Origin of the sequence: Brenneria izadpanahii (assembly GCF_017569925.1) — a bacterium.
In the GTDB taxonomy this organism is placed as follows: domain Bacteria; phylum Pseudomonadota; class Gammaproteobacteria; order Enterobacterales; family Enterobacteriaceae; genus Brenneria; species Brenneria izadpanahii.
The window spans coordinates 436,057-462,267 of the sequence record NZ_CP050854.1; the positions used below are offsets into that span (position 1 = coordinate 436,057).

General features: G+C 54.4%; 25 protein-coding genes. 18 read left to right on the forward strand and 7 right to left on the reverse strand.

Annotation, left to right across the window (positions count from 1 at the left end; genetic code table 11):
* Positions 1–73: 73 nt before the first annotated feature.
* Positions 74–2,632: a peptidoglycan glycosyltransferase/peptidoglycan DD-transpeptidase MrcA gene (gene mrcA, locus HC231_RS01945; protein WP_208229503.1), complete on the reverse strand. Its 2,559-nt coding sequence runs from the start codon at positions 2,630–2,632 to the stop codon at positions 74–76.
* 113 nt (positions 2,633–2,745) lie between these two features.
* On the opposite strand from mrcA, the gene pilM reads away from it, so the two are divergent.
* The 12 genes from pilM (at position 2,746) to trpS (ending at position 13,114) form a co-directional block, all read left to right on the forward strand.
* Complete coding sequence (gene pilM, locus HC231_RS01950) at positions 2,746–3,612, forward strand: type IV pilus biogenesis protein PilM (protein WP_208229504.1); 867 nt, start codon at positions 2,746–2,748, stop codon at positions 3,610–3,612.
* Complete coding sequence (locus HC231_RS01955) at positions 3,599–4,168, forward strand: PilN domain-containing protein (protein ID WP_208229505.1); 570 nt, start codon at positions 3,599–3,601, stop codon at positions 4,166–4,168. The genes pilM and HC231_RS01955 overlap by 14 nt, the downstream gene beginning before the upstream one ends.
* Entirely contained in the window at positions 4,161–4,715 is a 555-nt protein-coding gene (locus HC231_RS01960) for a hypothetical protein (RefSeq protein WP_208229506.1), read from the forward strand. Before HC231_RS01955 ends, HC231_RS01960 begins: the two co-directional genes overlap by 8 nt.
* A complete protein-coding gene (locus HC231_RS01965; RefSeq protein WP_246494663.1) occupies positions 4,705–5,091 on the forward strand; it encodes a HofP DNA utilization family protein in 387 nt (128 codons plus the stop codon). The genes HC231_RS01960 and HC231_RS01965 overlap by 11 nt, the downstream gene beginning before the upstream one ends.
* A 50-nt stretch (positions 5,092–5,141) precedes the next feature.
* A complete protein-coding gene (hofQ, locus tag HC231_RS01970) occupies positions 5,142–6,395 on the forward strand; it encodes a DNA uptake porin HofQ (protein ID WP_425490544.1) in 1,254 nt (417 codons plus the stop codon).
* Between the two features lie 450 nt (positions 6,396–6,845).
* On the forward strand, positions 6,846–7,367 hold the full coding sequence (gene aroK / locus HC231_RS01975; RefSeq protein WP_048637206.1) for a shikimate kinase AroK: 522 nt from the start codon (positions 6,846–6,848) through the stop codon (positions 7,365–7,367).
* A gap of 52 nt (positions 7,368–7,419) precedes the next feature.
* Positions 7,420–8,505, forward strand: a complete 1,086-nt coding sequence (gene aroB / locus HC231_RS01980) for a 3-dehydroquinate synthase (RefSeq protein ID WP_208229508.1) — start codon at positions 7,420–7,422, stop codon at positions 8,503–8,505.
* A gap of 147 nt (positions 8,506–8,652) precedes the next feature.
* Complete coding sequence (locus HC231_RS01985) at positions 8,653–9,645, forward strand: SPOR domain-containing protein (RefSeq protein ID WP_208229509.1); 993 nt, start codon at positions 8,653–8,655, stop codon at positions 9,643–9,645.
* A gap of 80 nt (positions 9,646–9,725) precedes the next feature.
* Entirely contained in the window at positions 9,726–10,538 is an 813-nt protein-coding gene (dam, locus tag HC231_RS01990; RefSeq protein WP_208229510.1) for an adenine-specific DNA-methyltransferase, read from the forward strand.
* A 185-nt stretch (positions 10,539–10,723) separates the two neighbouring features.
* Positions 10,724–11,401 (forward strand): ribulose-phosphate 3-epimerase, encoded by a 678-nt coding sequence (rpe, locus tag HC231_RS01995; RefSeq protein ID WP_208229511.1) that lies wholly within the window; start codon positions 10,724–10,726, stop codon positions 11,399–11,401.
* Complete coding sequence (locus HC231_RS02000; protein ID WP_208229512.1) at positions 11,394–12,113, forward strand: phosphoglycolate phosphatase; 720 nt, start codon at positions 11,394–11,396, stop codon at positions 12,111–12,113. Before rpe ends, HC231_RS02000 begins: the two co-directional genes overlap by 8 nt.
* Positions 12,110–13,114: a tryptophan--tRNA ligase gene (gene trpS / locus HC231_RS02005; RefSeq protein ID WP_208229513.1), complete on the forward strand. Its 1,005-nt coding sequence runs from the start codon at positions 12,110–12,112 to the stop codon at positions 13,112–13,114. The genes HC231_RS02000 and trpS overlap by 4 nt, the downstream gene beginning before the upstream one ends.
* A gap of 50 nt (positions 13,115–13,164) precedes the next feature.
* Here trpS and HC231_RS02010 read toward each other — a convergent pair whose 3' ends face one another.
* From HC231_RS02010 to cysG, 6 genes are all read right to left on the reverse strand, one after another.
* On the reverse strand, positions 13,165–14,619 hold the full coding sequence (locus HC231_RS02010; RefSeq protein ID WP_208229514.1) for a M20 family metallopeptidase: 1,455 nt from the start codon (positions 14,617–14,619) through the stop codon (positions 13,165–13,167).
* A 56-nt stretch (positions 14,620–14,675) separates the two neighbouring features.
* A complete protein-coding gene (locus tag HC231_RS02015; protein WP_208229515.1) occupies positions 14,676–15,545 on the reverse strand; it encodes a transporter substrate-binding domain-containing protein in 870 nt (289 codons plus the stop codon).
* A 48-nt stretch (positions 15,546–15,593) separates the two neighbouring features.
* Positions 15,594–16,358 carry an ABC transporter ATP-binding protein gene (locus HC231_RS02020; RefSeq protein ID WP_208229516.1) on the reverse strand — a complete coding sequence of 255 codons (765 nt, stop codon included), beginning with the start codon at positions 16,356–16,358 and terminating at the stop codon, positions 15,594–15,596.
* Positions 16,355–17,089 (reverse strand): ABC transporter permease, encoded by a 735-nt coding sequence (locus tag HC231_RS02025; RefSeq protein WP_208229517.1) that lies wholly within the window; start codon positions 17,087–17,089, stop codon positions 16,355–16,357. The genes HC231_RS02020 and HC231_RS02025 overlap by 4 nt, the downstream gene beginning before the upstream one ends.
* Positions 17,089–17,805 carry an ABC transporter permease gene (locus HC231_RS02030; protein ID WP_208229518.1) on the reverse strand — a complete coding sequence of 239 codons (717 nt, stop codon included), beginning with the start codon at positions 17,803–17,805 and terminating at the stop codon, positions 17,089–17,091. The genes HC231_RS02025 and HC231_RS02030 overlap by 1 nt, the downstream gene beginning before the upstream one ends.
* A 474-nt stretch (positions 17,806–18,279) precedes the next feature.
* A complete protein-coding gene (cysG, locus tag HC231_RS02035; protein WP_208229519.1) occupies positions 18,280–19,659 on the reverse strand; it encodes a siroheme synthase CysG in 1,380 nt (459 codons plus the stop codon).
* 72 nt (positions 19,660–19,731) lie between these two features.
* Here cysG and HC231_RS02040 point away from each other — a divergent pair, with 72 nt between their 5' ends.
* From HC231_RS02040 to HC231_RS02065, 6 genes are all read left to right on the forward strand, one after another.
* On the forward strand, positions 19,732–19,893 hold the full coding sequence (locus HC231_RS02040; RefSeq protein ID WP_208229520.1) for a hypothetical protein: 162 nt from the start codon (positions 19,732–19,734) through the stop codon (positions 19,891–19,893).
* Positions 19,894–20,413: 520 nt separating this feature from the next.
* Positions 20,414–21,568, forward strand: coding sequence for a mandelate racemase family protein (locus HC231_RS02045; protein ID WP_208229521.1), 1,155 nt, complete (start codon positions 20,414–20,416; stop codon positions 21,566–21,568).
* 77 nt (positions 21,569–21,645) lie between these two features.
* Positions 21,646–23,256 carry an ABC transporter substrate-binding protein gene (locus HC231_RS02050; RefSeq protein ID WP_208231188.1) on the forward strand — a complete coding sequence of 537 codons (1,611 nt, stop codon included), beginning with the start codon at positions 21,646–21,648 and terminating at the stop codon, positions 23,254–23,256.
* Between the two features lie 146 nt (positions 23,257–23,402).
* Entirely contained in the window at positions 23,403–24,443 is a 1,041-nt protein-coding gene (locus tag HC231_RS02055) for an ABC transporter permease (protein WP_208229522.1), read from the forward strand.
* Between the two features lie 68 nt (positions 24,444–24,511).
* Positions 24,512–25,345, forward strand: a complete 834-nt coding sequence (locus HC231_RS02060; RefSeq protein ID WP_425490545.1) for an ABC transporter permease — start codon at positions 24,512–24,514, stop codon at positions 25,343–25,345.
* Entirely contained in the window at positions 25,317–26,195 is an 879-nt protein-coding gene (locus HC231_RS02065) for an ABC transporter ATP-binding protein (RefSeq protein ID WP_208229524.1), read from the forward strand. The genes HC231_RS02060 and HC231_RS02065 overlap by 29 nt, the downstream gene beginning before the upstream one ends.
* The last annotated feature ends 16 nt before the right edge of the window (positions 26,196–26,211 follow it).

The window sequence follows — 26,211 nt, forward strand, 5'->3', positions numbered from 1 at the left end:
TCGCGCGGTACGAATGGAATGGCAAAGGCGCAGAATCTGCGCCTTTGCTGTTTTGGCACTTCGAAGCGGGCAATCAGAATAACTCTTCGCTTTGCCCGTTATCCATCAACGTGGTGCCGACTTCATGCACTTCATATTCCGTCGGCTGGGTTCCTTCAATGAAATATTCGGAACGGCTGTTGCCGCCGCCGTTCGACAGCTTGCCGCTGCTGCGGTCGATGGTCACGCTGACAATGCCGGGCGGCGGCGTCAGAGGCTGTTCAGGAACGCCTTCCAGTGCGGCTTTCATAAACTCATCCCAGGCCGGCTGAGCTGTTTTGGCGCCGCCTTCGTAGCCTGAAATCTGGTCTTTGATCACGCCGGACGCGCTGCTGGTGCCCAGGTTGCGGCGGTGGTCGTCGAAGCCGATCCAAACCGAGGTCACCAGATTCGGGCCATAGCCGGAAAACCAGGCATCTTTGGAGCTGTTTGTGGTACCGGTTTTACCGCCGATATCATGACGTTTCAGCTCTTTACCCGCACGCCAGCCCGTACCCATCCAGCCAGGTTCGCCAAAAATATTGCTATTAAGCGCGTCCTTAATCAGGAAGGACAACGGGGTGCTGATAACATGCGGCGCATAAGGCGGCGCGGTATTTTGCTGGGCGATCGGCGGCGTAACCGGCTCCACCTCCGGCTGGGGCAATGCGCCCGGCTGCGGATTTTCTCTGGATGTCGCGACATTTTCCGTATTGTCCGCCGACAGAACCGTATCGCGCCGCGTTTCGCCGTACACCAACGGCAGGTTGCAGGTGTCGCACACCACTTTAGGCGTGGCGGTAAAGACGGTGTCGCCTGATTCTTTCTCTATTTTGGTAATGAGATAGGGATCGACCAGATAACCGCCATTGGCCATTACCGCATAGCCGCGGACCACCTGCAGCGGGGTGAAGGACGCGGCGCCCAGCGCCAGCGATTCCGTCGGGACAATGTTTTGTTTCGGGAAGCCAAAGCGCTGCAGATACTCAGCGGCGTAATCCACGCCCATCGCCCGCATGGCGCGGACCATCACCACGTTTTTGGATTGGCCTAGTCCTTGACGCAAACGGATTGGCCCGTCATAGGTCGCAGGTGAGTTTTTTGGCCGCCAGTCTGAGCCGGCGCCCGGATCCCAACGTGTAATCGGCACGTCGTTAAGGATGGTGGCCAGCGTCAGACCTTTGTCCATCGCGGCGGTATAGAGGAACGGCTTGATGTTGGAGCCAAGTTGACGCAGCGCCTGCGTCGCGCGATTAAACTTACTTTGGTTGAAATCGAACCCGCCGACCAGCGCTTCAATTGCGCCGTTGTTCGGATTGATGGATACCAGCGCCGAGTTTACGTCCGGCACTTGGGCAAGCCACCAGTCGTTATCCACTTTCCGGACCCACACCTGCTGACCGGCCTGAACAACATCGATCACTCGTTTGGGCGTCGGGCCCTGCTGCGTATCGGAACGATAAGGGCGCGCCCAGCGCATGCCGGCCATCGGCAGTGAGATGTTGCTGCCGTCGGCCATCATCGCAATGGCTTTATCGCTGTCGGTATCGGTAATGACCGCCGGAAACAGCGGGCCATAAACCGGCAGTTTTTTCAGTTCGGTGACGATTCTGGTGCGATCCCAGGCGCTTTCGCCGACTTTCCACAGCACCGCGGTCGGGCCGCGATAGCCGTGACGCATATCGTATGCGAGAACGTTGTTGCGCAAAGCGTCCTGCGCGGCTAGCTGCAATTTCCGCGTGATAGTGGTGTAGACCTTATAACCATCGTTATAGGCGTCGTCGCCATAACGATTGATCATCTCCTGACGCGCCATTTCCGCCACATAAGGCGCAGAGAAAGCTATCTGGGGCGCGTGATAGTCAGCATCCAGTTTTTCATTCCGGGCCTGGTCGTATTGCGCCTGGGTAATGTAGTTTTCATCCCTCATTCGCGCCAGAACCACGTTACGCCGGGCTATCGCGCGATCGTACGAGTAGAGCGGGTTAAAGGTGGAGGGCGCTTTCGGCAAGCCGGCGATCATCGCCATTTCACCCAGCGTAAGCTGGTCTACCGGACGGCCGAAATAGACATACGCGGCCGCGCCGACGCCATAAGCCCGGTAACCGAGATAAATTTTGTTCAGATACAGCTCAAGAATTTCATCTTTGGTAAGGAGCTGCTCAATACGGATAGCCAGGAAGACTTCTTTGATTTTACGAATCAGCGTGCGTTCCGGGCTAAGGAAAAAGTTTCTGGCAAGCTGTTGCGTAATGGTGCTGGCCCCCTGCGAGGCATGGCCGGAGGTTAGCGCGATAGAGGCGGCGCGGATAATCCCCACCGGGTCGACGCCGTGGTGCTCATAGAAACGGCTGTCCTCAGTCGCGATAAACGCCTGAACCAGAACCGGAGGAATTTGATCCAGTTTCAACGGGATGCGCCGGTGTTCGCCAAATTGAGCAATCAGCTCGCCATCGGCGCTGAATACCTGCATAGGCGTCTGCAGCCGGATGTCTTTCAGCGTGGCGACATCGGGTAACTGGGGTTCGATATAGCGGTACAAACCGTATATCGAAGCTGCTCCCAGCAGGATGCAAGTCACTGCAAGGATGAGTAGATACTTTACGAACTTCACCTGAGATTTTCCATTCAATAGCGTTTGGACGGTTTATAAACAATCGGCGCTAGTATAAAGGTAAGCCAGCACTGTGGATACGTTCTTTTAATTGATACGGAATCGGATTGAACATGGCTTATCACATCTGGCGGGTTGGGTTAGATATACAAAACGGGTTTATGCGCGCGTTGGCGGTGCAACGCCGTCGCTATGGTTGGCAGCTTCGCTGCTGGTGGCAGTTCCCACTGCCAAACGACACGTTACGCGCGGGTAGTCTACACCATACCGAAGCGCTTTGTGAGGTCTTGTTGAAATGGCGCAGGCTATTGCCTCGCAATATTTCTCTACGGGTCGGTTTTCCCGCCCAGTTGGTACTACAACAGCGTTTACCTCTGCCGGATAAGCGGTTGCGAGGGCCGGAGCGCAATGATTATATTGAGGCGATGGCCGCCCGTAAGCTGCCGGTAAGCAGCGATTCATTGGCAATGGATTACCGTGCGGCGCCCCATGAACCCGGCACGTTGCTGGTTACCGCTGCCCGGCGGCGAGAGTTGGATAACTGGCTTGACTGTCTGCATCGCGCGGATCTGCATCCTGACGTCGTTGAGGTTTCAACCTGCGCCATTCGTTGTATGGCGAAGTCCGCGGGGCTTAAACATGATTATCTTTTCCTGCATCGTCTGGCGGACAGTTGGTTATGGATATCTCCGCTGAACCATGCTTTTCAATGCGGCGTGATACATTCCGAGGAACTGGCCGCCGAAGAGGATCTTCTTTCGTTAGTAAATGCTCGCTATCAAAAAAATACTCATGATACAGCCTATTACAGCAGCACCTTACCCACGTTAACCCATCAAATCTCTGACGTATTCGTGCCGTGGTCTCCGCTTGCGGCCTTTGACCAGATGCAGCCTCCCTTACCCGATTTCCCTCCGGCATTTGTTATCGCCGGTGGTTTGGCTTTGCGCGCTGGAGATGACGAACATGCTGCTGGTTAATCTTTTACCCTGGCGTAAACGGCGATTACGCCAGCGGGCGCGCCGCTGGTTGACGCTATTGCTGCTGCAACTGACGTTGGCCGCGCTCATTATCGCGGGTTTCTACATCACGTTGCGCCAGCAACGCCTGATGTCGCAGCGTGAATTGAGCGGCATCTCGGCGCAGCAGCGGCAATTGACGCAGCAATATCAGCAAACTCGCCGGATGTGGGATCGACTGCGTGATTATCAGGCGCAGCATGATGCCGATGCGGCGGCGCAACGCCACAATCAGCGTTATCTGAGTCTGTTGGAACAACTGGTATCAATGATGCCCCGGCGTCTCTGGCTGACGGATATCGCCGATCGCGGAAATCACCTATTAATCTCTGGTTTGAGTGAAAACTATACCGACATTGTGGCCCTGAATCGGGCGTTGATGGCGCATCCCGATCTGGAGCGAGCGCAGGTGCTTCAGGCTTTGAGGGAGCAGAACGATAGAACGCTATTAAGTTTTTCGCTTCAGGCGGACTGGACACTTACGGACTCAACAAAGAGCGGGCGGATTGGTGATTAACGCGATATTGAACTGGTCTGGATGGGGAAGTAAACCGCTGTGGATGCTGGCGGCCGCGCAAGCCGTTTTGGTCGGCGGTTTTTTACTGCTGGGCATAGAGATGATTTTGAAAACGGAGCGGCAGCAGATCATGCAGATTAACCAGCGGGTAGATCGGCAGCATGCCGCTATACGCCATCTTCGGCAGCAGCTGCAAACGCTGCCGTCCTTCGCCATGCTGAAGACGCAGTTGGCTCAACGGAAAACGGCCAATCCGCCATTCCACGCCGACATGCCGTCGCTGCTGGTTACCGCTCCGTTATCGCAATCCGGCGCGACGCTGCTTTCCTGGCAGCCAGAGGGGCATCAAAACGATAACGATCGCAACGCCTGGCTATTAAGTTTTAGCGCCGACTATCAGGGAATGGCGCGCGTACTGCGCAAGTTTATCGCGCTGCCTCATGTGCTGCGGATTGAGCAACTGGCAATGAAATCGGTGGACGGCGTTTTGCATATTAGTATGCGGTTGGTGAAGCCGGCTGCGGAACGGAGGAGCGATGTTGAATAGCGCTGCCGCCACTCGCTTTCTCCTGCTTTTCAGCATGTTATCCGACATCACGCCGGCAGATGCGGTAATGATGAGCCGGGATCCCTTTCAGCCGGTATCCGCGGTCCGCTGTTCCCAGGACAACACGACGCAGCGCTGGCGGTTAAAAGGCGTCATTGGCTCCGGGCAGGCATGGATAGGGTGGCTGGTTCTACCGGAACAACAGTGGCGGCGGTTAACGCCGGGAGCCGTGATCCCGGAGGAAAACTGGCAGGTACGTCGTCTGGATAAGTCCGGTGCGACGCTGGCGGCGATTGAGGGGGCGGACCGTTGCGACGGCGCGTCAGCGGAGGTTTTTCTGGCATCGCCCTTCATTAATAACGCTGCCGCGCAATAGCGTATTTTTTCGGAACAGGGAATGTTATGGCGATTAGAACGGTTAAGAAAATGCTGTTTTTGGCGTTGTTGCTCGTTGGCGGCGTATCGGCGCAGGCAAGAAGCGATGCGCCGGTGTCAATGGCGTTTGAGGATTCTCCCATACAACGCATATTACAGGCTCTGGCGGACCATCAGCAGCTAAATATGGTGGTAGCGCCGGGAGTTGAAGGGACGATCAGTCTGCGGTTGGCGGAAGTGCCCTGGCAGCAGGCTCTGGATATCGTTTTGCATATGGGGCAATTGGCGGTGGAGCGGGACGGCAATGTCCTGCTGGTTTATCCCGCTTCCCACCTTGAAGTCTTGCAGCGTCAGAAAGAGGAACGTCTCGCCCAACAGGCGCAGAACCAGCCATTGCACAATCTTTCGGTTGCGTTGCAGCACGCCGATGCCGCCGAGATCGCCGCCGGCGTTCAGGCCCAACGCGGCGCTTTACTGACCGAACGAGGGATCGTCACCGTGGATAAAAGAACCAATACGCTGCTGATCCGCGATACGGCGGCAGCGCTGGAGCAACTGAAGTTGTGGGTGAACGAGCTCGATTTGCCGCTAGCGCAGGTACAGCTTGCGGCGCATATTGTGACTATCAGCAGTGGAAATTTACAGGAATTAGGCGTCAACTGGGGGCTGGGCACCGATGAAGAAACGAATAAAGCGCTGCGGTTGAATAATTTTAATATCAGCCTGCCGGTGGAGTCGCCGGCGATCAACGCGGGCTTTCATCTGGCGCGGCTGAACGGGCGCCTGCTGGAACTGGAACTGATGGCCTTGGAACAGGAAAATCAGGTGGAAATTATCGCCAGCCCTCGTTTGCTTACGGCTCATCAGCAAACCGCCAGTATCAAACAGGGTACGGAAATTCCCTATCAGGTTTCCAGCGGAGCCAGCGGGTCGACATCCATCGAGTTCAAGGAAGCGGTATTGGGGATGGAGGTGACGCCGAGCATTTTGCGGGCCGGACGGATTACGCTAAACCTGAAAATCAGTCAAAACATGCCGGGACAAACGATAAAGCAGAGCGATAACGGCGAAGCGCTGGCGATCGATAAGCAGGAAATACAAACACAGGTCACGGTCGCGGACGGCGAAACCATTGTTCTGGGCGGTATATTTCAGCGGCAGAAACAGCGCGGCGGCAACCAGATTCCGGTTTTAGGCAATATTCCTGTATTCGGCCATTTGTTTAAAAACAGTACGCGGCAGGATACCCGGCGGGAATTGGTTATTTTTATTACGCCGACTCTGCTCCCAGCGGATAAACGGTAAAAGTAGCGGAAATTTCATAAAATCAGCGCAATATTTTAATTGATTCATGCCTTCTAAGTTTGACGCTGCGACAGATTTAGCTTACAAGGGTTAGCGAATTGAGCACAGAAGTGTTGTTCCACCGAAAATGTCGATAAAATATACGTTATATCCAACGTAATTGATGTTGCAGCCAGACGGCAAACGAAACGATTCCAGACGCTGAGCCAGCGATGCGCCTGGCGTGAGGACGTTAAGCCAATTATGGATGCAGCTTGAATGATGGCGGTGCATTCCTCACCTATGGGGAATGTGGCATTTTATTCGGTTGCCAAACTACCCTGAGTATTGAGATAATTTTTTGTCTGATTCTCGCACTATCGCTCATGAGGTTTCAGTTTAGGTCCCGTCGCTGGGTTGATTGGCGGGGCGGGTTATCATTAACGAATTGTCTTAGTAATACCAAAAAACATGGCAGAGAAACGCAATATCTTTCTGGTTGGGCCTATGGGTGCCGGCAAAAGCACTATTGGCCGTCAGTTAGCTCAGCAACTCAATATGGAGTTTTTCGACTCCGATCAAGAAATTGAGCGACGCACCGGGGCTGATGTGGGCTGGGTATTCGATTTGGAAGGCGAAGAAGGCTTCCGCGATCGTGAAGAGAAAATCATCAATGAATTGACGGAAAAACAAGGCATCGTGCTGGCGACAGGCGGTGGTTCGGTCAAATCACGTGAGACACGCAATCGTCTTTCTGCGCGTGGGGTGGTCGTTTATCTGGAAACGACGATTGAGAAACAACTCGCCCGCACGCAGCGCGATAAGAAACGTCCGCTACTTCAGGTTGAAACACCTCCGCGTGAAGTTCTGGAAGAGTTGGCGAGGGAGCGGAATCCGTTATATGAGGAGATCGCCGACGTCACCATTCGCACCGACGAACAAAGCGCCAAGGTAGTTGCTAACCAGATTATCAATATGCTGGAAAGTAACTGAATGTAATGCATCATCTGCGGCATGCAGATTTTGAATAGGTTATGAAACGAGCATGGAAAGAATTACCGTAACATTAGCCGAACGAAGTTATCCTATTACGATAGCCGCCGGATTGTTTAATGATTCGGCTTCTTTTATGCCGTTGAAAGCAGGGGAGCAGGTCATGCTGGTGACTAACCAGACGCTGGCTCCCCTCTATCTTGAACGCGTTCGCCGTGTGCTTGAGCAAGGCGGAGTGCATGTCGATCAGGTCGTGTTGCCTGACGGCGAAAAATATAAATCCCTGACCGTACTGGATCAGGTTTTTACCGCGCTGCTGACGAAACCTCATGGCCGCGATACGACGATTGTCGCGTTGGGCGGCGGCGTAATCGGCGACCTGGCCGGCTTTGCCGCAGCGAGCTACCAACGCGGCGTGCGTTTCATCCAGGTGCCGACAACGCTGTTGGCGCAGGTTGATTCCTCCGTTGGCGGCAAAACCGCGGTGAATCACCCGCTGGGTAAAAACATGATCGGCGCTTTCTATCAACCGGCATCGGTTGTGATTGATCTGGATTGTCTGAAAACGCTGCCCGCGCGGGAGTTGTCGTCCGGGTTGGCGGAAGTGATTAAGTACGGCGTCATTCTGGATAGCGATTTCTTCCACTGGCTGGAAGAGAACATTGAAGCAGTGCGCGCATTGGAGCATGGCGCGCTGGCTTACTGCATTCGTCGTTGCTGTGAACTAAAAGCCGCGGTGGTCGCCGCCGATGAACGTGAAAAGGGCATGCGCGCGTTGCTCAACCTTGGGCATACTTATGGTCATGCCATTGAAGCGGAAATGGGATACGGCAATTGGCTGCATGGCGAAGCGGTTGCCGCGGGTATGGTGATGGCCGCCTATGCCGCCCGGCGTCTTGGGCTATTTTCCGTCGATGATATTACGCGTATAACATCCCTGTTGGTTCGAGCCGGCTTGCCCGTTACCGGACCGGCGCAGATGTCGCCAGAATCTTATCTTCCCCACATGATGCGTGATAAAAAAGTGTTGGCCGGCGAGTTACGGCTCGTATTGCCGACATCCATTGGACATTCTGAGGTCCTTGGCGGAATAGCGCACGATCTTGTTCTGGCGTCAATAACTGATTGTCTTGCTTAAGCGCTTTTCTTTTTTGTTAACAACAAATGTGTTAACGACAGATAAGTGCTTATGGTTTATGGTTAATAAAATATAATGCATTATGACTTGATAATTCGCTCCGGGGATGAGGTTGCGGATTTTAGCCTTTCAGTTGGGGGGTTTTAAATGGATGAGTTTAAGCCGGAAGATGAGTTAAAGCCTGATACTAGCGACCGTCGGCCAACACGTCAGCAAAAAAGAAGTAGCAGCTTTTCCGTACCGAAAATCACGCTTTCCAGACAACACCTGATGATAGGTATCGGGGTGTTGGTATTGCTGCTGCTGATCATCGGCATTGGTTCCGCTTTGCAGGCGCCTTCTCATCCGCAGACTTCTCAGCCCCAAAACCAAACAGGCGGTGAAAAGAGCATCGATCTCTCTTCATCGACCCCCATGACGCAGGGAACGGAAACGTCGACGCCCGCTGAAACTACCCCAGCCGCTCCCGGACAGCCGCCGCAAACGCTCAGCGCGCCGCCTATCTCCGGTACGCCGACCGAAGCGCAGGTTCAGCCGCCGGTAACCGGTCAGCAACGTATTGAACTGCCTGGTAATATCACTGATGCGCTTTCGCAGCAGCAGGGGCGTGTTAACGAATATTCCCAAGGCGCGATGGAGAGCGGCGCGTCAACCCTGCCGACGGCTCCGGCCACGGTGGCGCCTGCGGCGAAAACGCCTGCGCATGCGCCGGCGGCGAAGTCTACGCACAGCAATAATAATGTTACGCATAGCGCTAATCCTGCGCATACGACGAATAAACCGTCAGCGCCGAACAATCAGAAGGCCGCAGCGCCAACCGCGGCGAGCAAATCCGCGGCCGCCGTCTCTGCCGGCGCGGGCAGCTCTATTCAAAATGCGCCGGCTAGCCATTTTACCCTGCAATTAAGCGGCGCTTCCCGTCCGGACACGCTGCAGGCTTATGCGAAACAACATAATCTGACTCGTTCATGGGTTTATGAAACTAAACGTGACGGAAAATCCTGGTATGTGTTAGTTAATGGCGTCTATGCTTCTTCTGCAGAGGCGAGGCAGGCGATTGCTGCGCTACCCGCTGATGTGCAAGCGAAAAAACCTTGGGTTAAGCCGATCCGTCAGGTGAAGCAGGACTTGAATAAGTAACACCAAATTTTAGCCCTGATGTGCTGTCTGACACAGAGTACAATCCGCGGCTCTGAAAAGTATGAGTAACTAACGACGGCATGAAAAAAAACCGCGCTTTTTTAAAATGGGCTGGTGGTAAATATCCGCTGGTGGAAGAAATTCGTCGCTATTTACCTGCAGGAGACTGCCTGATCGAGCCGTTTGTTGGCGCTGGCTCTGTATTTTTGAATACAGAGTACGACAACTATATATTGGCCGATATTAATAGCGACCTCATTAACCTCTATAACATCGTCAAGTCAAATGCGGACGATTTTATTCGCGATTCCCGCAAGCTTTTTACTGATGAAGTAAATACGTCAGAGACTTTTTATTTGCTGCGGGAAGAGTTTAATCTTTGTACTGACGCCTATCGACGCGCGGTGCTATTTCTTTATCTGAACCGGCATTGTTATAACGGTCTGTGCCGTTACAACATGCGCGGCGAATTTAATGTGCCGTTCGGCCGTTATAAAAAACCTTATTTCCCGGAAGAAGAAATTCGCTGGTTCGCTTTTAAGGCAAGAAGCGCGACTTTTGTTTGCGAGCATTATCAGCAAACGCTGATTAAAGCTGAACCCGGTTCGGTGGTTTATTGCGATCCTCCCTATGCGCCATTATCGGCGACGGCAAACTTTACGGCGTACCACACCAATAATTTTAATACCGTCGATCAGCAGAATCTGGCCCGGCTGGCGCACCGTTTGTCGGTTGAAAATCAGATCCCCGTACTGATTTCCAATCACGATACGTTGCTGACTCGCGAGTGGTATCAGGATGCATCGCTTTACGTGGTAAAAGCGCGCCGGACGATTAGCCGTAATATCATGGGACGGAGTAAAGTAAACGAGCTTTTAGCATTGTATTGTTGATCGTGGTTATGTCGCTCGGATCGCGACCGGTTGTAAGCTGTGCAGTGTGATAGCAAGATAAGTATGATTGACTGAAAGTTGGCGTTGCTTGAAAACTTTTAGTTTAAAAATCGTCGCTGAACGGGATGATGGGTAAACGGCCATCCCAAGCAGCAGGATTCAGACTTGATCGTTTGGAGAAGCGAATGAAACCGTTTTTAATCGCCCCGTCTATTCTGTCGGCTGACTTTGCCCGGCTTGGTGAAGATACCGCTAACGCGCTGTCGGCAGGCGCCGACGTGGTTCATTTTGACGTAATGGATAACCATTATGTGCCGAATCTGACCATCGGTCCGCTGGTGCTGAAATCCTTGCGGGATTACGGCATCACGGCGCCGATCGATGTTCATTTGATGGTTAAGCCCGTTGATCGCATTATTCCCGACTTTGCGCAGGCGGGCGCCAGTTTCATTACGTTTCATCCCGAAGCCTCAGAGCATGTCGATCGTTCTCTGCAACTGATCAAAGACCACGGCTGCAAGGCCGGCCTGGTTTTCAACCCGGCGACGCCTCTCAGCTACCTTGATTACGTTATGGATAAGCTGGATATTATTTTGCTGATGTCGGTTAACCCCGGCTTTGGCGGTCAGTCGTTTATTCCGTCTACACTGGATAAACTGCGGCAGGTGCGCAAGCTGATTGACGCCAGCGGTTATGATATCCGTCTGGAAGTGGATGGCGGCGTGAAGGTTGATAATATCGGCGCCATTGCCGCGGCGGGCGCCGATATGTTTGTGGCGGGCTCCGCGATTTTCAGCCAGCCGGACTATCGGGCGGTTATCGATCGGATGCGTGAGGAATTGGCGAAGGTGGCGGATGAGTAACGCCGTGTCCATCAAAACCACGCCTATCCGGGGACTGGCGTTTGACCTGGATGGCACGTTGATTAACAGTTTGCCCGGATTGGCCGCCGCGATAGATTTAGCGTTGCAGGCGCACTCTCTTCCCGCCGCGGGCGAAGCGCGGGTCGCCGCCTGGATTGGCAACGGCGCCGATGTTCTGGTTGAGCGCGCGCTGCGCTGGGCCGGCGCAGAACCCACGCCGCAGCGCATTCGTGAAACCCGTGAGACGTTCGATCGCTATTATGAGCAAACGGTCAATGGCGGTAGCGAACTGTTTCCCCAGGTTAAAGAAACGCTGGCGCATCTGTCTGCTCAGGGTTTCCCGATGGCCGTCGTCACCAATAAACCGACGCCGTTTGTCGCGCCTTTGCTGGCGTCTCTGGGCATTGACGCGTACTTTTCCCTTATTATCGGCGGTGATGACGTCATCGTCAAAAAGCCGCATCCGGCTCCTCTGTATCTGGTGTTGGGCAAATTAGGATTGCGCGCGGATGAATTACTTTTCGTTGGTGATTCCCGTAATGATATTCAGGCGTCTCAGGCTGCCGGCTGTCCCTGCGTCGGTATGACCTATGGATACAACTATGGCGAAGCGATCGAGTCGAGTCATCCGGATATTGTGCTGGATCGTTTTGCCGATTTATTGCCCATTGTCGGGCCGTCATCTTCAAAAAATCAGGAAACATTAGTATGAGCAAGCCCATTGTATTTAGCGGAGCACAACCGTCTGGTGAACTGACTATTGGTAACTACATGGGTGCGTTACGCCAGTGGGTCAATATGCAGGATGACTATGACTGCATCTACTGTATCGTTGATCTGCACGCCATTACGGTGCGTCAGGATGCGCAACAGCTGAGAAAAGCGACGCTGGATACGCTGGCGCTTTATCTGGCCTGCGGTATCGATCCGCAGAAGAGCACCATCTTCGTTCAGTCGCACGTTCCTGAACATACCCAGTTAAGCTGGGTTTTGAACTGCTACACCTATTTCGGCGAACTGAGCCGTATGACGCAGTTTAAGGATAAATCCTCGCGCTATGCCGAGAATATCAATGCCGGCCTGTTTGATTATCCGGTGCTGATGGCGGCTGATATTCTGCTGTATCAGACCGCTCAGGTGCCGGTGGGCGAAGATCAGAAACAGCATCTGGAGCTTAGCCGCGATATCGCGCAGCGCTTCAATACGCTTTACGGCGATATTTTCAAAGTTCCCGAACCGTTTATTCCGAAGTCCGGCGCCCGGGTGATGTCTTTGCTGGAGCCGACCAAAAAGATGTCCAAATCCGACGATAACCGCAACAACGTTATCGGCCTGCTGGAAGATCCCAAGTCGGTGGTGAAAAAGATCAAACGTGCGGTGACGGATTCGGATGAGCCGCCGGTCGTTCGCTACGATGTGGTGAATAAAGCCGGGGTTTCCAATCTGCTGGATATTCTGTCTGCCGTTACGGGAAAAACCATTGCCGACCTGGAACAGGAGTTCAGCGGCCAGATGTACGGCCACCTGAAAGGCGCGGTAGCCGATGCGGTGTCCGGCATGCTGTCGGAATTGCAGGAGCGTTATCATCGCTTCCGCGACGATGAGGCTCTCTTGCAGCAGATCATGCGTGAAGGGGCGGAAAAAGCCAGCGCCCGCGCGCAGTTGACATTGAAGAAAGTATATGAAGCGGTTGGGTTTGTTGGCCGTCCGTAAATGTTAAGCGAGTCTGGAGATCGCTCTCCAGACTCTTTCATTTTCGCCAATTACTGCGGCAGCGGCGGATAGACATCATCCGGAATCGGGTTCTCAAACGGCGTTTGCCGTAATTGAGCCTGCAGATCGGCTTTGGCCTGTTCGATTAATTCCGGGGTCGTTAACAGATCTACCGCCAGCGAGGCCATCGCTTTGGCGGCATATTCCATCCCCTTGTGCGCCGCCGGCGCTTTGCCCTGCGCCACCAACTGCCATGAGTGAGCCGGGGTTCCAATCGCGTAAGTCGCGCTGCGAATCTGAACGGTCGGCACCACCCAACTGACCGTCCCTACATCCGTTGAGCCGATAAAGGCGGGATCGGGACTGTAGAGCGGATAGATCCCCTCATGCAGCGCTTGACCGGGTTGAGGTCTTAACCCAAAGCGAGCGTAAGAATTGGCGATATCTTCCGCCGTCATCGCGGCCTGGAATTTCGCGGCGAACTGGCGATCCTGCTCATCAAACTCAATGGGACCCAGCGCCAGCAAATGCTGGTGCATTCGATGTTCCAGCGGTGCGTTGCCGAGAAGGTTGGCGTCTCCGCTCAGCACTTCATGGCTGACCTCGGTTTCCGTCATCAGCGCGGCGCCTTGCGCGATTTTCTTAACCCGGTTTACTAACTGATGCAGTTCCGGCAGCCGCCGGGCCCGCACCAGATAGCGAACGGTTGCGTTGGCCTGCACCACGTTGGGCGCGTGGCCGCCGCTGTCGGTAATAGCGTAATGCACACGGGCGGAAGAGGGCATATGCTCGCGCATATAGTTAACGCCAACGTTCATTAACTCGACCGCATCCAATGCGCTGCGGCCCAGATGCGGGCTGCTGGCGGCGTGGGAAGCGCGGCCTTTGAAGTAGAAATTCAGTTCGTTGCAGGCCAGCGATTCCGGGCTGTTTACCCCGGTAAACGCGGCCGGATGCCAGCAGATGGCGATATCGACATCGTCGAACACGCCGGCTTTGACCATGAAACCTTTTGACGAACCGCCTTCTTCCGCCGGGCAACCGTAGAAACGAACGGTGCCGGACATCGCATGTTTTTGCAGATAATCTTTAACGGCGGTAGCCGCCTGCAATGACGCGCTGCCGAGTAGATTGTGTCCGCAACCGTGTCCGTTGCCGCCATTTTCCAACGGCTTGGGTTCGGCGACGTTCGCCTGCTGGCTTAAGCCCGGCAGAGCATCGTATTCGCCGAGAATGGCGATAACCGGCGAACCTGAACCAAATTCGCCCAATAAGGCGGTGGGCATGCCGGCAATGCCGGTCGTCAGGCGAAATCCTTCCGCTTTCAGCACGGCTTCATGCTGGGCGGAAGATCGGTATTCCTCATAGTTCAGCTCCGGCGTATCCCAGATAGCGTCGCTGAGCGTGCAGAACTGTTGCCGTTTCGCCGTAATCAATCCGCAGATTTCCTCTACGGCGCTCTGGTCGACCGGCGGCAATGTCTTGTCAGTTTGTGTCGAATTCATTTACTTGGACTCTTTTATCGCATGGTAAGAAAACGGATACGCATCGTCTGAGAAACTCAGAGCGGCGCGGTATCCATGCCAAACCATTTCTCGCTCAGGGTTTTCAGCGTGCCGTCGTTTTTGGCTTTCTCGATAGCGGCATTAAACATGGCTTTTAATTCCGGGTCGGATTTCCGCAGGCCAACCGATGAACCGCTGCCCAGAATGCCGCCAACAAACTGCGGCCCCGGCAATACGATGTTTTCGTTGCCCGGTTTTTTGGTCACGCCGGTCAGGTAGGCCGGGGAGGCGATAACCAGATCCACGCGCCCCGCTTTCAGATCGAGATCGTGCTCTTGCGTGGTTTTGTACTCACGTACGGTCATCACGCCTTTGAAGTATTTATTCAGAAAGGTGCTGGCGATAGACGCGGACTGAACGCCAATAGTCTTGCCCTTCAGCAGCGGTTTCAGCTTTTCAATTTCTTCCTGCGCGGCGGCTTCGCTTTCTGGTTTCAGCGAGAAACGTTTACCGGCGTCGGGAAACGCTGCAGCCAGCGGGCTGGATTTCAGCGTCGCGAAGGTCTGCCCGCTTTGGCTATACGGCTGGCTGAAGTCGATGACTTCACGGCGCTTTTCAGTGGCGGACATGCCGGAAATGATAGCGTCGAACTTGCCGGCGTTCAGCGCGGGAATCGAACTGGTAAATGGCTGCACCATGATTTCGCATTTCACCTGCATGCTGCTGCACAAGACCTTGTACAGATCGATTTCGAAGCCATCCAGTGAGCCGTCCGGCTTGGTGAAGTTATAAGGATAGAACGCGCCTTCGGTAGCGAGCCGCACCGTCGTCCATTTCTTCTCTTCCGCCGAGGCGTTGAATGCCGCAACCAGCGTGCTTGCCAGACACAGAGAACAGGCGATCATTTTTAATCTTGATTTCATCATATAAGGTATTCTCCTGGTGTAAATATGTTTAATAATTAGTATGATACGTTACCAACTGGCGATGAATTGCCGGAAGCGGGCGGACTGGCTGGCGGTGAATACCTGCTCCGGCGTACCCTGTTCTTCAATCTCGCCTTGATGCAGAAAGACCACGCGATTAGAAACTTCACGGGCGAAATCCATCTCGTGAGTGACCACCAGCATGGTCATGCCTTCATCGGCCAGAGTGCGCATAACGCGCAACACTTCGCCGACCAGTTCAGGATCGAGCGCCGATGTCGGTTCGTCGAACAACATGACTTTCGGCGCCATGGCTAATGCGCGGGCAATCGCCGCCCGCTGCTGTTGACCGCCTGACAGATGGGAAGGGTAGTAGTGCTGTTTGTCGGCCAATCCCACCTTCTCCAGCAGGTGTCCGGCGTGCTCCACGCACTCCGCATGGGGGCGTTTTAATACGTGCACCGGCGCTTCAATCACGTTTTCCAGCACGGTTTTATGCGACCACAGGTTGAAATTCTGGAATACCATGCCGAGCTGCGTGCGTATGCGATCGATTTGTCTGGGGTTCGACGGCCGGCTCTGGCCTTTGCGGTTTTTTTGCATTTCGATGGACTCCCCGGCAACCACGATCTCGCCTTGATCGGGAAGTTCCAACATATTGATACAGCGCAACAGCGTGGATTTTCCTGAACCGGATGAACCGAGAATGGAAACCACCTCCCCCTGGCTGGCATCAAAAGAGATACCTTTCAATACTTCCAGAGAACCGAAACTTTTATGAATGTTGCGCAGGCTGATCGCTGGTGTGGTCATTGAAAGTCTCCCAGTTTTTTAATTTTTTCCGCCGACGATTGTACGATGGGCGCACGTGAATAGGGGGTAATGGTGAACTCCGCCCAAATCAGCAGGCGCGTCAGAATCAGATTGATAAACAAATAGATGGAGCCGGCGATCAGAAAAACTTCAAGCGCCCGGTAGGTTTCCGAGATAATGCGCGCCGCGATGCCGGTGATCTCCATCAGCGTAATAATGGAGGCCAGCGAGGTGGATTTGATCATGGAGATCAGCTCATTGCCATAGGCCGGCAATGCCTGCCGGATCGCCAGCGGAAAGATAATACGCCTGAAAATCATCAGCGAAGGCATACCGCAGGCGCGCGCCGCTTCTATCTGTCCGGCGGGAACCGACAGCAACCCGCCGCGGATAATTTCGCTGGCGTAAGCGCCGGTGCACAGGCTGAGCGACAGCAAGGCGCACCAATAAGGTTCGCGCAGTAGCGGCCAGAGAAAACTTTCCCGGATCCACACGAACTGGCCCAATCCGTAATAGATCAGGAATAGTTGCACCAGTAGCGGCGTACCGCGGAAAAACAGGACATAGGTGCGCGCAAAGGATCGCAATAATCCATTGCCGGACAGCTGCATCAATGCCAGCCCCAGCGCCAGAAAAAATCCCAGAAAAACAGAGCCGACGGCGAGCTGCAAGGTCAGAGGGATGCCGGGAATAATTTCCAGAAAGGTTGCATAAATAAAAGGAAAATCCATCAGCGTCTTACACCCCGGGAATAATATGACTCCGCCCGGCGCATGATCCAGCCGGAACAGATAGAGATAATTAGATAAAGCACCGCCGCCGCCATAAAGAAATCGAACGGCTTGCCGGTTGAGCCGGAACCAGTTTGGGATTGGGTCAATAGTTCCGCCACTCCGGTTACCGATACCAGCGCCGAAGCTTTCAGCACCAACTGCCAGACATTGCCTAAAGCCGGTATCGCATGGCGCAGCAGGAGCGGCATAATGATGCGCCGCAGACGCAGGAGAGTGGACATGCCGCAGGCTTTGGCGGCTTCAATTTCACCTTTGGAGACTGCATAAAACGCGCCGCGGAACACTTCCGTCTGCTGTGCGCCGGAAGAGATCCCGACGGCGATCACCCCGGCGACGAAGCCGGGAAGTCCGATAAATTCATTACTGCCGAACAGCTTGGCTATCATGGTTAATGCCGAGCTGCCGCCAAAATAGAGCAGGTAGATGATCAGCAGATCCGGTATGCCGCGTATGATGGTGGTATAGCCGTCAGCAAGGTAACGTACCGGACGATTACCGCAGATTTTTGACCAGGCGCCGAGCGTGCCGATAAGCGCGCCGAGTAGGAATCCGCAGCTCGCCAGCGCGAGCGTCATTCCTGCGCCGAGTAGTAATAATTTCCCCCAGCCATTTTCACCAAAACTGATGAGTTGCCAGAAAGTTACTTCTTCCACAAATAGCTCCCAACTGCTTTTGTTCTGTGATCAGAACTGTTTTTATGATTGGCGGACCACATCATGTTCGGGAACGACGATGTAGATAGGTGATTTTTCAGGTACACACATCTTCAGGTACAAACAACGAGGGGCGCGATTAGGGATTATCTCCGGGTATCGCACGGCTCTCCTGTAGAAGCGCTTAGGGTGCAAAGCAATATTCGGACCATTTTTTATCTGTTCCGCGACTGACTATTTATTCATATATTTTGCTTATTAATTAATATCAAATAGTTCAACATTAAGTCATGTAGAACATAAAGCAAGGCACTAAGATGATGCTTGGAACATGCGTATAACCAAAATGGTGCATCGCTATGCTCAATTATGGTTCAGTGCATTAATGTGGTGCATTGACGGGATGCGACCCTCGCCGGAACGGCGTATGTTCCGGCGAGGGCTTGCTAAAAAGGGAGGATGTCGAAGCGGCGATTATTCCGGACGCCCCGTGAACCAGTTCAGTTTTTCTCTCAGGCCGACGACGTTGCCGATAATGATCAAGCTCGGACTGACGGCCCGTTTTGCCAGTTCCCCAAGCTGTGAGAGTTGCCCGGTGAATACCCGCTGCGCCGTGGAGGTGCCGTTTTCGACCAGCGCCACCGGCACCGTATCGGGCAGCTTCTGTTCTATCAGTTTGCGCTGAATGTAATCCGCCTGCTGAAGCCCCATGTAGAATACCAGCGTTTGCTTTTCCGCCGCCAGGCTGGCCCAATCGAGTTCGGCGTCATGCTGAACATGCCCGGTGATCAGTCTTACGCCCTGGGAATAATGACGGTGGGTTAACGGAATACCGCTGTAGGCGGAGCAGCCGGAAGCGGCGGTAATTCCCGGCACGACGGAGAAAGGGATCCCGGCTTGTTGCAAATGTTCCAACTCTTCGCCGCCGCGGCCGAATATGAAAGGATCGCCGCCTTTCAGCCGCACAACCCGTTTACCCGCCAGCGCTTTCTCCTGCAATAGCTGATTAATCTGTTCCTGAGGAACGCAGTGATGGCCGGATTGCTTACCGACAAAAATGCACTCGGCGTCACGCCGGATCAGATTAAGCACATCTTCTGAAACCAGACGATCGTAAACCACGATATCCGCCTGTTGCAGTTTCTGTAAGCCTTTCAGCGTTAGTAATCCGGCATCGCCGGGGCCGGCGCCCACCAGCACCACTTCCCCTCTGTCATCCAGCGGTTCGGAGAAAAGCTGCTCGGTAAGCTGCTGTACGCCGGCGTCGTCGTTATTCGCCAGCGCTTGGCCCAAGCGGTCGTGGATAAACAGCTTTTCCCAGAAACGGCGGCGTGTATCCGCTTTTCTGAAACGGCCTTGTACGCGTTGACGCAATTCCCCGGCAAAGGCGGCCAGCTTGCCAAGATGCAGCGGCAGGATGCCTTCCAGTTTTTCTCGCAGTATGCGCGCCAGCACGGGCGCGGTCCCCCCGGACGACACGGCGACCATCAAGGGTGAACGGTCGATAATGGAAGGCATAATGAAACTTGCGCTTTGCACGTCGTCCACGGTGTTGCAGAAGATCTGCCGTTTGCTGGCGCACTCATAAACCTGCTTGTTGATGTCGCGATCGTCGGTGGCGGCGATCACCAGCCATACGCCGGTTAACAGCGAAGGCTCAAAGGAGCCTTGCACCAGCGTCGCCCGTTTTTCTTGCTGCCAGCGAAGAAATTTTTCACTGAAGGCGATGGCATTCACCGTAAGGGTGGCGCCGGCGTCCAATAGCAGCTTGGCCTTACGTTCGGCGACTTCTCCCCCACCTACCAATAAACAATGTTTATCGTGTAACTGACAGAATATTGGCAGGTAATCCATGTGGAACCTCTTGGTGAGTGTGGGTTAATAAAACCGGCTGCCGCCAGAACAGAATACGGGGGAGCGATGCCGATGATGATGTTCTATTCGCCGCCGCCGTCAGCGATGGGTAAATTTCGGCTGCGCGCCGCCATCTGTGACCTGAATTTCATCATCCGCAACGGATTGGGCTGCATCATTTCGGGCCGCGACCATCATATAGGCGAAAATGCTTTTTTTTCAATGGGCTGGTAACTAATAATTCACTTAACTTTTGTGTGCCGGCGCCGCGAAATGACCGTGGGTTGATCGAACAGCGCCGCCGCTATTCAAAATACCGAACCGGATATCGCGCCAGGAAGGGGAAACGCCCGCCGGCGCGTGAACGGCCGACGCCAAAACGCGTATGTCATTCGATGGATTACCCGTAATAAAGACAAGTCTTTTGATTTCTCTAGTGATAATGCTCACAAGGTTGTGGGCAATTGCCTAATTATCCGCACCATAATTTCTTTATATGAAAGAAATTGCCTAATGACTAAACCGGCAACAGTCCCAATAATTAAAAAATAAAACGACATTTTTTTTTAATTAACACGCGATTTCTTTTTTTGTGATGGCGATCTCTCTGTAAGCAGGCGCAAATAGAAATATCTGTTTTTTCACTTATACAGATCTTATCCGCACATGAATCGCGCCCCTTAATATGTGCGTTTTTTCACTGAAAATCATTGGAAACGAGCTGTGTTTAATAGCAAAAAAGGCAGGTAACAACGTGAAAATAGAGTCAATTGATGTCACCGTCTTTACGTACCCGACGTTCCGGGTTTCCGACAGCGCGGGGCATTCTCATCCCGGCGCCGAGAATCAGGCTAAAATGGCGATGCTGACGATAAGCGCGGACGACGGTCATAAAGGCTATGCCTTTGCGCCGCCGGAAGTGATTCGTCCCCACATCATTAACGCCTTCTTCCGTAAGGTTCTCATCGGGCAAAACCCGTTCGACCGCGAGCGTCTCTGGCAGGATCTGGCGCACTGGCAGCGCGGCAGCGCCAACCAGTTGACCGATCGGGCGCTATCTATCGCCGAGTCGGCCTTATGGGATTTACTGGGGCGCACGCTCGATCTTCCGGTACACAAGCTGTTGGGCGGGTTTCGTGAAAAAGTGCCGGCCTACGGCAGCACCATGTGTGGCGATGAATTGCCTGGCGGTTTATCCACCCCGGAAGAGTATGCGCAATTCGCTGAAAAGCTGGTTCAGCGCGGTTATCAAGCCATCAAGCTGCATACCTGGATGCCGCCGGTTTCTTTCGCTCCCAGCCCTAAAATGGACGTAAAAGCCTGCGCCGCCGTGCGTGAAGCCGTTGGGCCGGATATCTGTCTGATGCTGGACGGCTACCACTGGTACAGCCGCAGCGACGCCCTGTACATCGGCCGAGAGCTGCAGAAGCTGAACTTCACCTGGTTTGAAGAGCCGATGGAAGAGCAAAGCATGGCCTCTTACAGCTGGCTGACCAAAAGCCTGGAGATTGATGTCATCGGACCGGAAAGTCTGTCCGGTAAGTACCTTAGTCGAGCTGACTGGGTGAAAGAGGGGGCGTGCGATATTTTACGGGCCGGCGTCCAGGGCGTCGGTGGTATTTCGCCATGCCTGAAAGTGGCGCATCTGGCGGAATCCTTTGGCATGGACTGTGAAGTTCATGGTAACGGCGCGCCGAATCTGGCGGTGGTGGGGGCGATAAAAAACTGCCGCTGGTATGAACGCGGATTATTACACCCCTTCCTGAATTATGACCAACCCGCCGCTTATCTGAACGCCATTGTGGATCCGATGGATGACGAAGGATTCGTGCATCTGCCGCAGCGCCCCGGTCTGGGGGAAGACATTAATTTTGATTGGATTGAGGAGCATACCTTAAGTAAAGCGTGACGTTCGTTTTCTGAAAGAGAACATCATTAAAAAATAAAAAGTTGTCGTCTTCCATATTTCCACACCTGGAGAAAATGATGAAAGTACGAGCAATACTTCGAACCCTACTATTAAGTTTACTCTGCGTCGTTGCAACACCTGCATTACTGTCGGCAAAGACGCCCGACGATCAGCTGATTGTCGGAATCAATATGAATAACATGCTATCGCTCGATCCGGCGGCCATGACGGGCAACGAAGTGGTTGGCGTGGTGGTGAATCTCTATGATTCGCTGGTGGAGCTTGACCCCGACAATCTAAACCATGTTTTACCTTCCCTGGCGAAAAGCTGGAGCGTGAGTGATGACGGCAACGTGATTACTTTCAATCTGGTGGATAACGCCAAATTCCATTCCGGTCATCCGGTAACGGCGGATGATTTCGTCTGGTCGATGAGCCGGTTATTGCACCTGAATATGGCTCAGGCCACCACCTGGAAATCTTATGGTTTCACCGCGGACAACGTGGAGAAAATGATCCGCGCCAAAGATGCGCATACGGTGGAGATAGAACTCCCCAAGCCGAATGACCCCAAGCTGGTGATTTACTCGCTGGCGACCTTGGGCAGCGGCTCGGTGTTGGATCGCCAGACGGTTATGCAGCATGAGAAGAACGGAGACTGGGGCAACGGCTGGTTGACGACCAATGAAGCGGGCTCCGGCCCCTTTAAGCTGGACGTGTGGCAGGCGAAAGACGTGCTGCGCATAAGCCGTGTTGATGGCTATTGGCGCGGCGATGCGAAAATGAGGCGCGTTATTTTCCGTCACATGACCGAATCGCAGGCGCTGCGCCTGATGATTGAAAAAGGGGATATCGATGTGGCGACCGGCATGTCGGTGCCCGATATCAATGCGTTGAGGCGGAATAACGACATCGCCGTCAAAGAAGTCGTCAAAGGCACGCTGTATTACGTAGCGATGAGTCTGAAGAATGCGCATTTCGCCAATCCGAAAGTCCGTGAGGCGGTACGCTATCTGATCGACTATGACGGCATCAACAAAACCGTCATGACCGGCTATGGCTTCTACCACCAGCGCCCTATTCAGAAAGGAATGGACGCCACGCTGCCGGATCCCGGCTATAAGCTGGACGTCGCACGGGCCAAATCTTTGCTGGCGGAAGCGGGGTATCCGAACGGGTTTGAAACCACGCTGCGCGTTCTGTCGGACCAGCCTTTCCTGAATCTTGCCACCTCGGTGCAGTCAACGCTGGCCCAGGGCGGCATCAAAGCCAAAATCCTCTCCGGCACGGGTAATCAGGTGTACGGCGCGATGCGCGATCGTAACTTCGATATGCTGGTCGGCCGCGGCGGCGGCGGCGTGGATCCCCATCCGCACTCCAGTTTGCGGTCGGTGGTCTATAACCCGGATAACAGCGATGCCGCCAAACTGACCAACTTCCAGGGCTGGCGCACCTCTTTCTACGATAAGCAACTGAACGAGATGATCGACCAGGCGCTGCTGGAGAAAGATCCGCAGAAACAGAAGCAGATGTATATCGATGTGCAAAACCGTTATGAAGCGTTGTATCCGGCCATTATTCCGGTTTCCCAGATGATCGATTCCGTGGTGTTGCGTAAGGACGTGATGGACTATGTGCCGCATCCGTCGTCAACAACATTTCTGCGAGAGGTCTACAAGCAACGCTAGTTAGCTGCGACGGATTTATGCGATCGGTTGGTCATTAGCCGGTTCGGTTTGGCCGGTTAGTGCGCCTGAGCCACAACGCCAGAATGCAATGACCGCGCTAGTGGGCGTTTCGCTTCACCATTAGCCGGGATATCAGGAGAAATAACATGGTTTTCTCTGATTGGATCAAGCCAGGCGGATTACTGCGTCGGTTGGCAAAACGCTTATTTCAGGTCGTCGTCACGCTGTTAGGATTATTGGTCCTGACATTCGTGATCGGCCGCGTGATGCCTATCGACCCAGTCCTGGCTATTGTCGGACAGGATGCCGATCAAAGCACCTACCAGCAGGTTTATCAGCAGTTGGGCCTGGATAAACCGCTGTATGTGCAATTCTTTATCTACTTTAATTCGCTGCTGCATGGCGATCTGGGCAATGCCCTGCTGACCGGCCGTCCGGTAATCGACGACATTATCCGCGTTTTCCCCGCCACCATAGAGCTGGCCACGATGGCGATTATCGTCGGCGCGGGCCTGGGGGTGCCGTTAGGCGTGCTGGCTGCGGCTCGGCGCGGGAAAATCGCGGACTATATCGTGCGTTTCATCAGTCTGGCCGGTTATTCCACGCCGATATTCTGGGTGGGGATGATGGGGCTGCTGGTTTTTTACGCCTGGCTTAACTGGGTAGGCGGCGCCGGACGGGTAGACATGGCCTACGACGGCCTGGTGGAAAACCGTACCGGGCTGCTGTTGCTTGACGCCATGCTGGAGGGCAACTGGGAGGTATTCCGCAGCGCGCTTAATCACCTGCTGCTGCCCGCCACCATTCTTGGTTTCCACTCCCTGGCTTATATCAGCCGTATGACGCGCAGCTTCATGCTGGCGCAGCTATCACAGGAATACATCATTACCGCGCGGGTAAAAGGACTGACTGAATTCCGCGTGGTGTGGGCGCACGCGTTTCGCAACATTCTGGTGCAGTTGCTGACGGTTGTCGCGCTGGCTTACGGCTCGCTGCTGGAAGGGGCGGTATTAATCGAAACCGTATTCTCCTGGCCGGGGTTTGGCTCTTATCTCACCGGCAGTTTGTTGCTGGGCGATATGAACGCGGTTATGGGCTGTGTCCTGTTGGTGGGGTTGATCTTCGTCACCCTGAACCTGCTGTCGGACATGCTGTATCAAATATTTGATCCGAGGACCAACGCATGAGCATTTCCTCTGAATCGGCGTTCGGCGCGCCATCGGAAAAGCGCGCCGGTCGCCTGAAGCTACGCTGTATGCGGATATTGGGATTTCTATTGCTGATGATGCGCAACCCGCTGACCGCCATCGGCAGCGCCATTGTGCTGATGTTGATGCTGGTGGCGATATCGGCGCCGTGGATCGCGACGCACGATCCGCTGATGCAGGATTTATCCAACGCATTACAGGCGCCGGGCGCGGCGCATTGGTTCGGCACCGATGAGTTCGGTCGGGATGTGTTCAGCCGTCTGGTTTATGGATCGCGCATTACGTTGTATATCGTGGCGCTGGTATCGGTGACCGTCGGGCCGATCGGCCTGCTGTTGGGCGTTGTCGCCGGTTACTACGGCGGCGCGGTCGATACCGTGCTGATGCGAATCACCGATATTTTCATCTCTTTTCCCAGCCTGGTGCTGGCGCTGGCTTTTGTCGCCGCGCTGGGGCCGGGGCTGGAACATGTGGTGATTGCCATTACGCTGACGGCCTGGCCGCCTATCGCCCGTCTGGCGCGGGCGGAAACCCTGTCGCTGCGCCATGCGGATTTCGTTTCCGCGGTGAAATTACAGGGCGCTTCGTCCATCCGTATCTTGCTGCATCACATCGTCCCGCTGTGTCTGCCTTCGGTCATTATCCGCATCACCATGAATATGGCCGGCATCATTCTGACCGCCGCCGGGCTGGGTTTCCTGGGATTAGGCGCGCAGCCGCCCGATCCGGAGTGGGGGGCCATGATCTCCGCCGGCCGCCGCTACATGATGGAGTGTTGGTGGCTGGTGACTATTCCGGGGCTGGCGATTTTGATTAACAGCCTGGCATTCAATTTTTTAGGAGACGGCCTACGTGACATCCTCGATCCCAGAACAGAATAACGCTTCCCGCCCCGCGCCGGAGCGCCTGCTGGATGTTGAAAATCTGCGGGTAAGTTTCGTCAATGGCGGGACGGTAACCGATGCCGTGCGCGGCGTCTCCTTTACGCTGGGCTGTGAAAAGCTGGCGATTGTCGGTGAATCCGGATCCGGTAAATCCACCGTCGGGCGCGCGCTGTTGCGCTTACATCCGCACAGCGCGCGGATCGCCGCAGACCGAATGCGCTTCGGCGACATCGACCTGCTCAATATCGATGAGGCGCGGATGCGCCAGATTCGCGGCAAGCGTATTTCAATGATTATGCAAGATCCCAAATATTCATTGAATCCGGTGGTGCGCGTCGGCGATCAGATTGCCGAAGCCTATCTCGCCCATCATAAGGTTTCACGGCGCGAGGCGAGGGAAAAAGTGATGGCGATGCTGGATGTGGTGCGCATTCGCCAGCCGGAACGCGTGTATGGATTGTATCCGCATGAAATATCGGGCGGGCAGGGGCAGCGCATCATGATCGCCATGATGCTGATTACCGAGCCAGAGGTGGTGATTGCCGATGAACCTACCTCCGCGCTGGATGTGTCGGTGCGTTTGCAGGTGCTGGCGATGCTCGACGACCTGGTGGTTGAACGCGGCCTCGGGCTGATTTTTATCAGCCATGATATCAACCTGGTGCGCAGTTTCTGCGATCGGGTGCTGGTGATGTATGCCGGCCGGGTGGTGGAGTCGATCGCGGCGGCCGACCTTGATAACGCGCAGCATCCCTATACCCGCGGGTTACTGAATTCTCTGCCGGATATCGATCGCCCTCGTCCGCGTCTGCCGGTCATGCATCGCGATCCCGCCTGGATTAACTAAGGAGCGCTTATGGCGA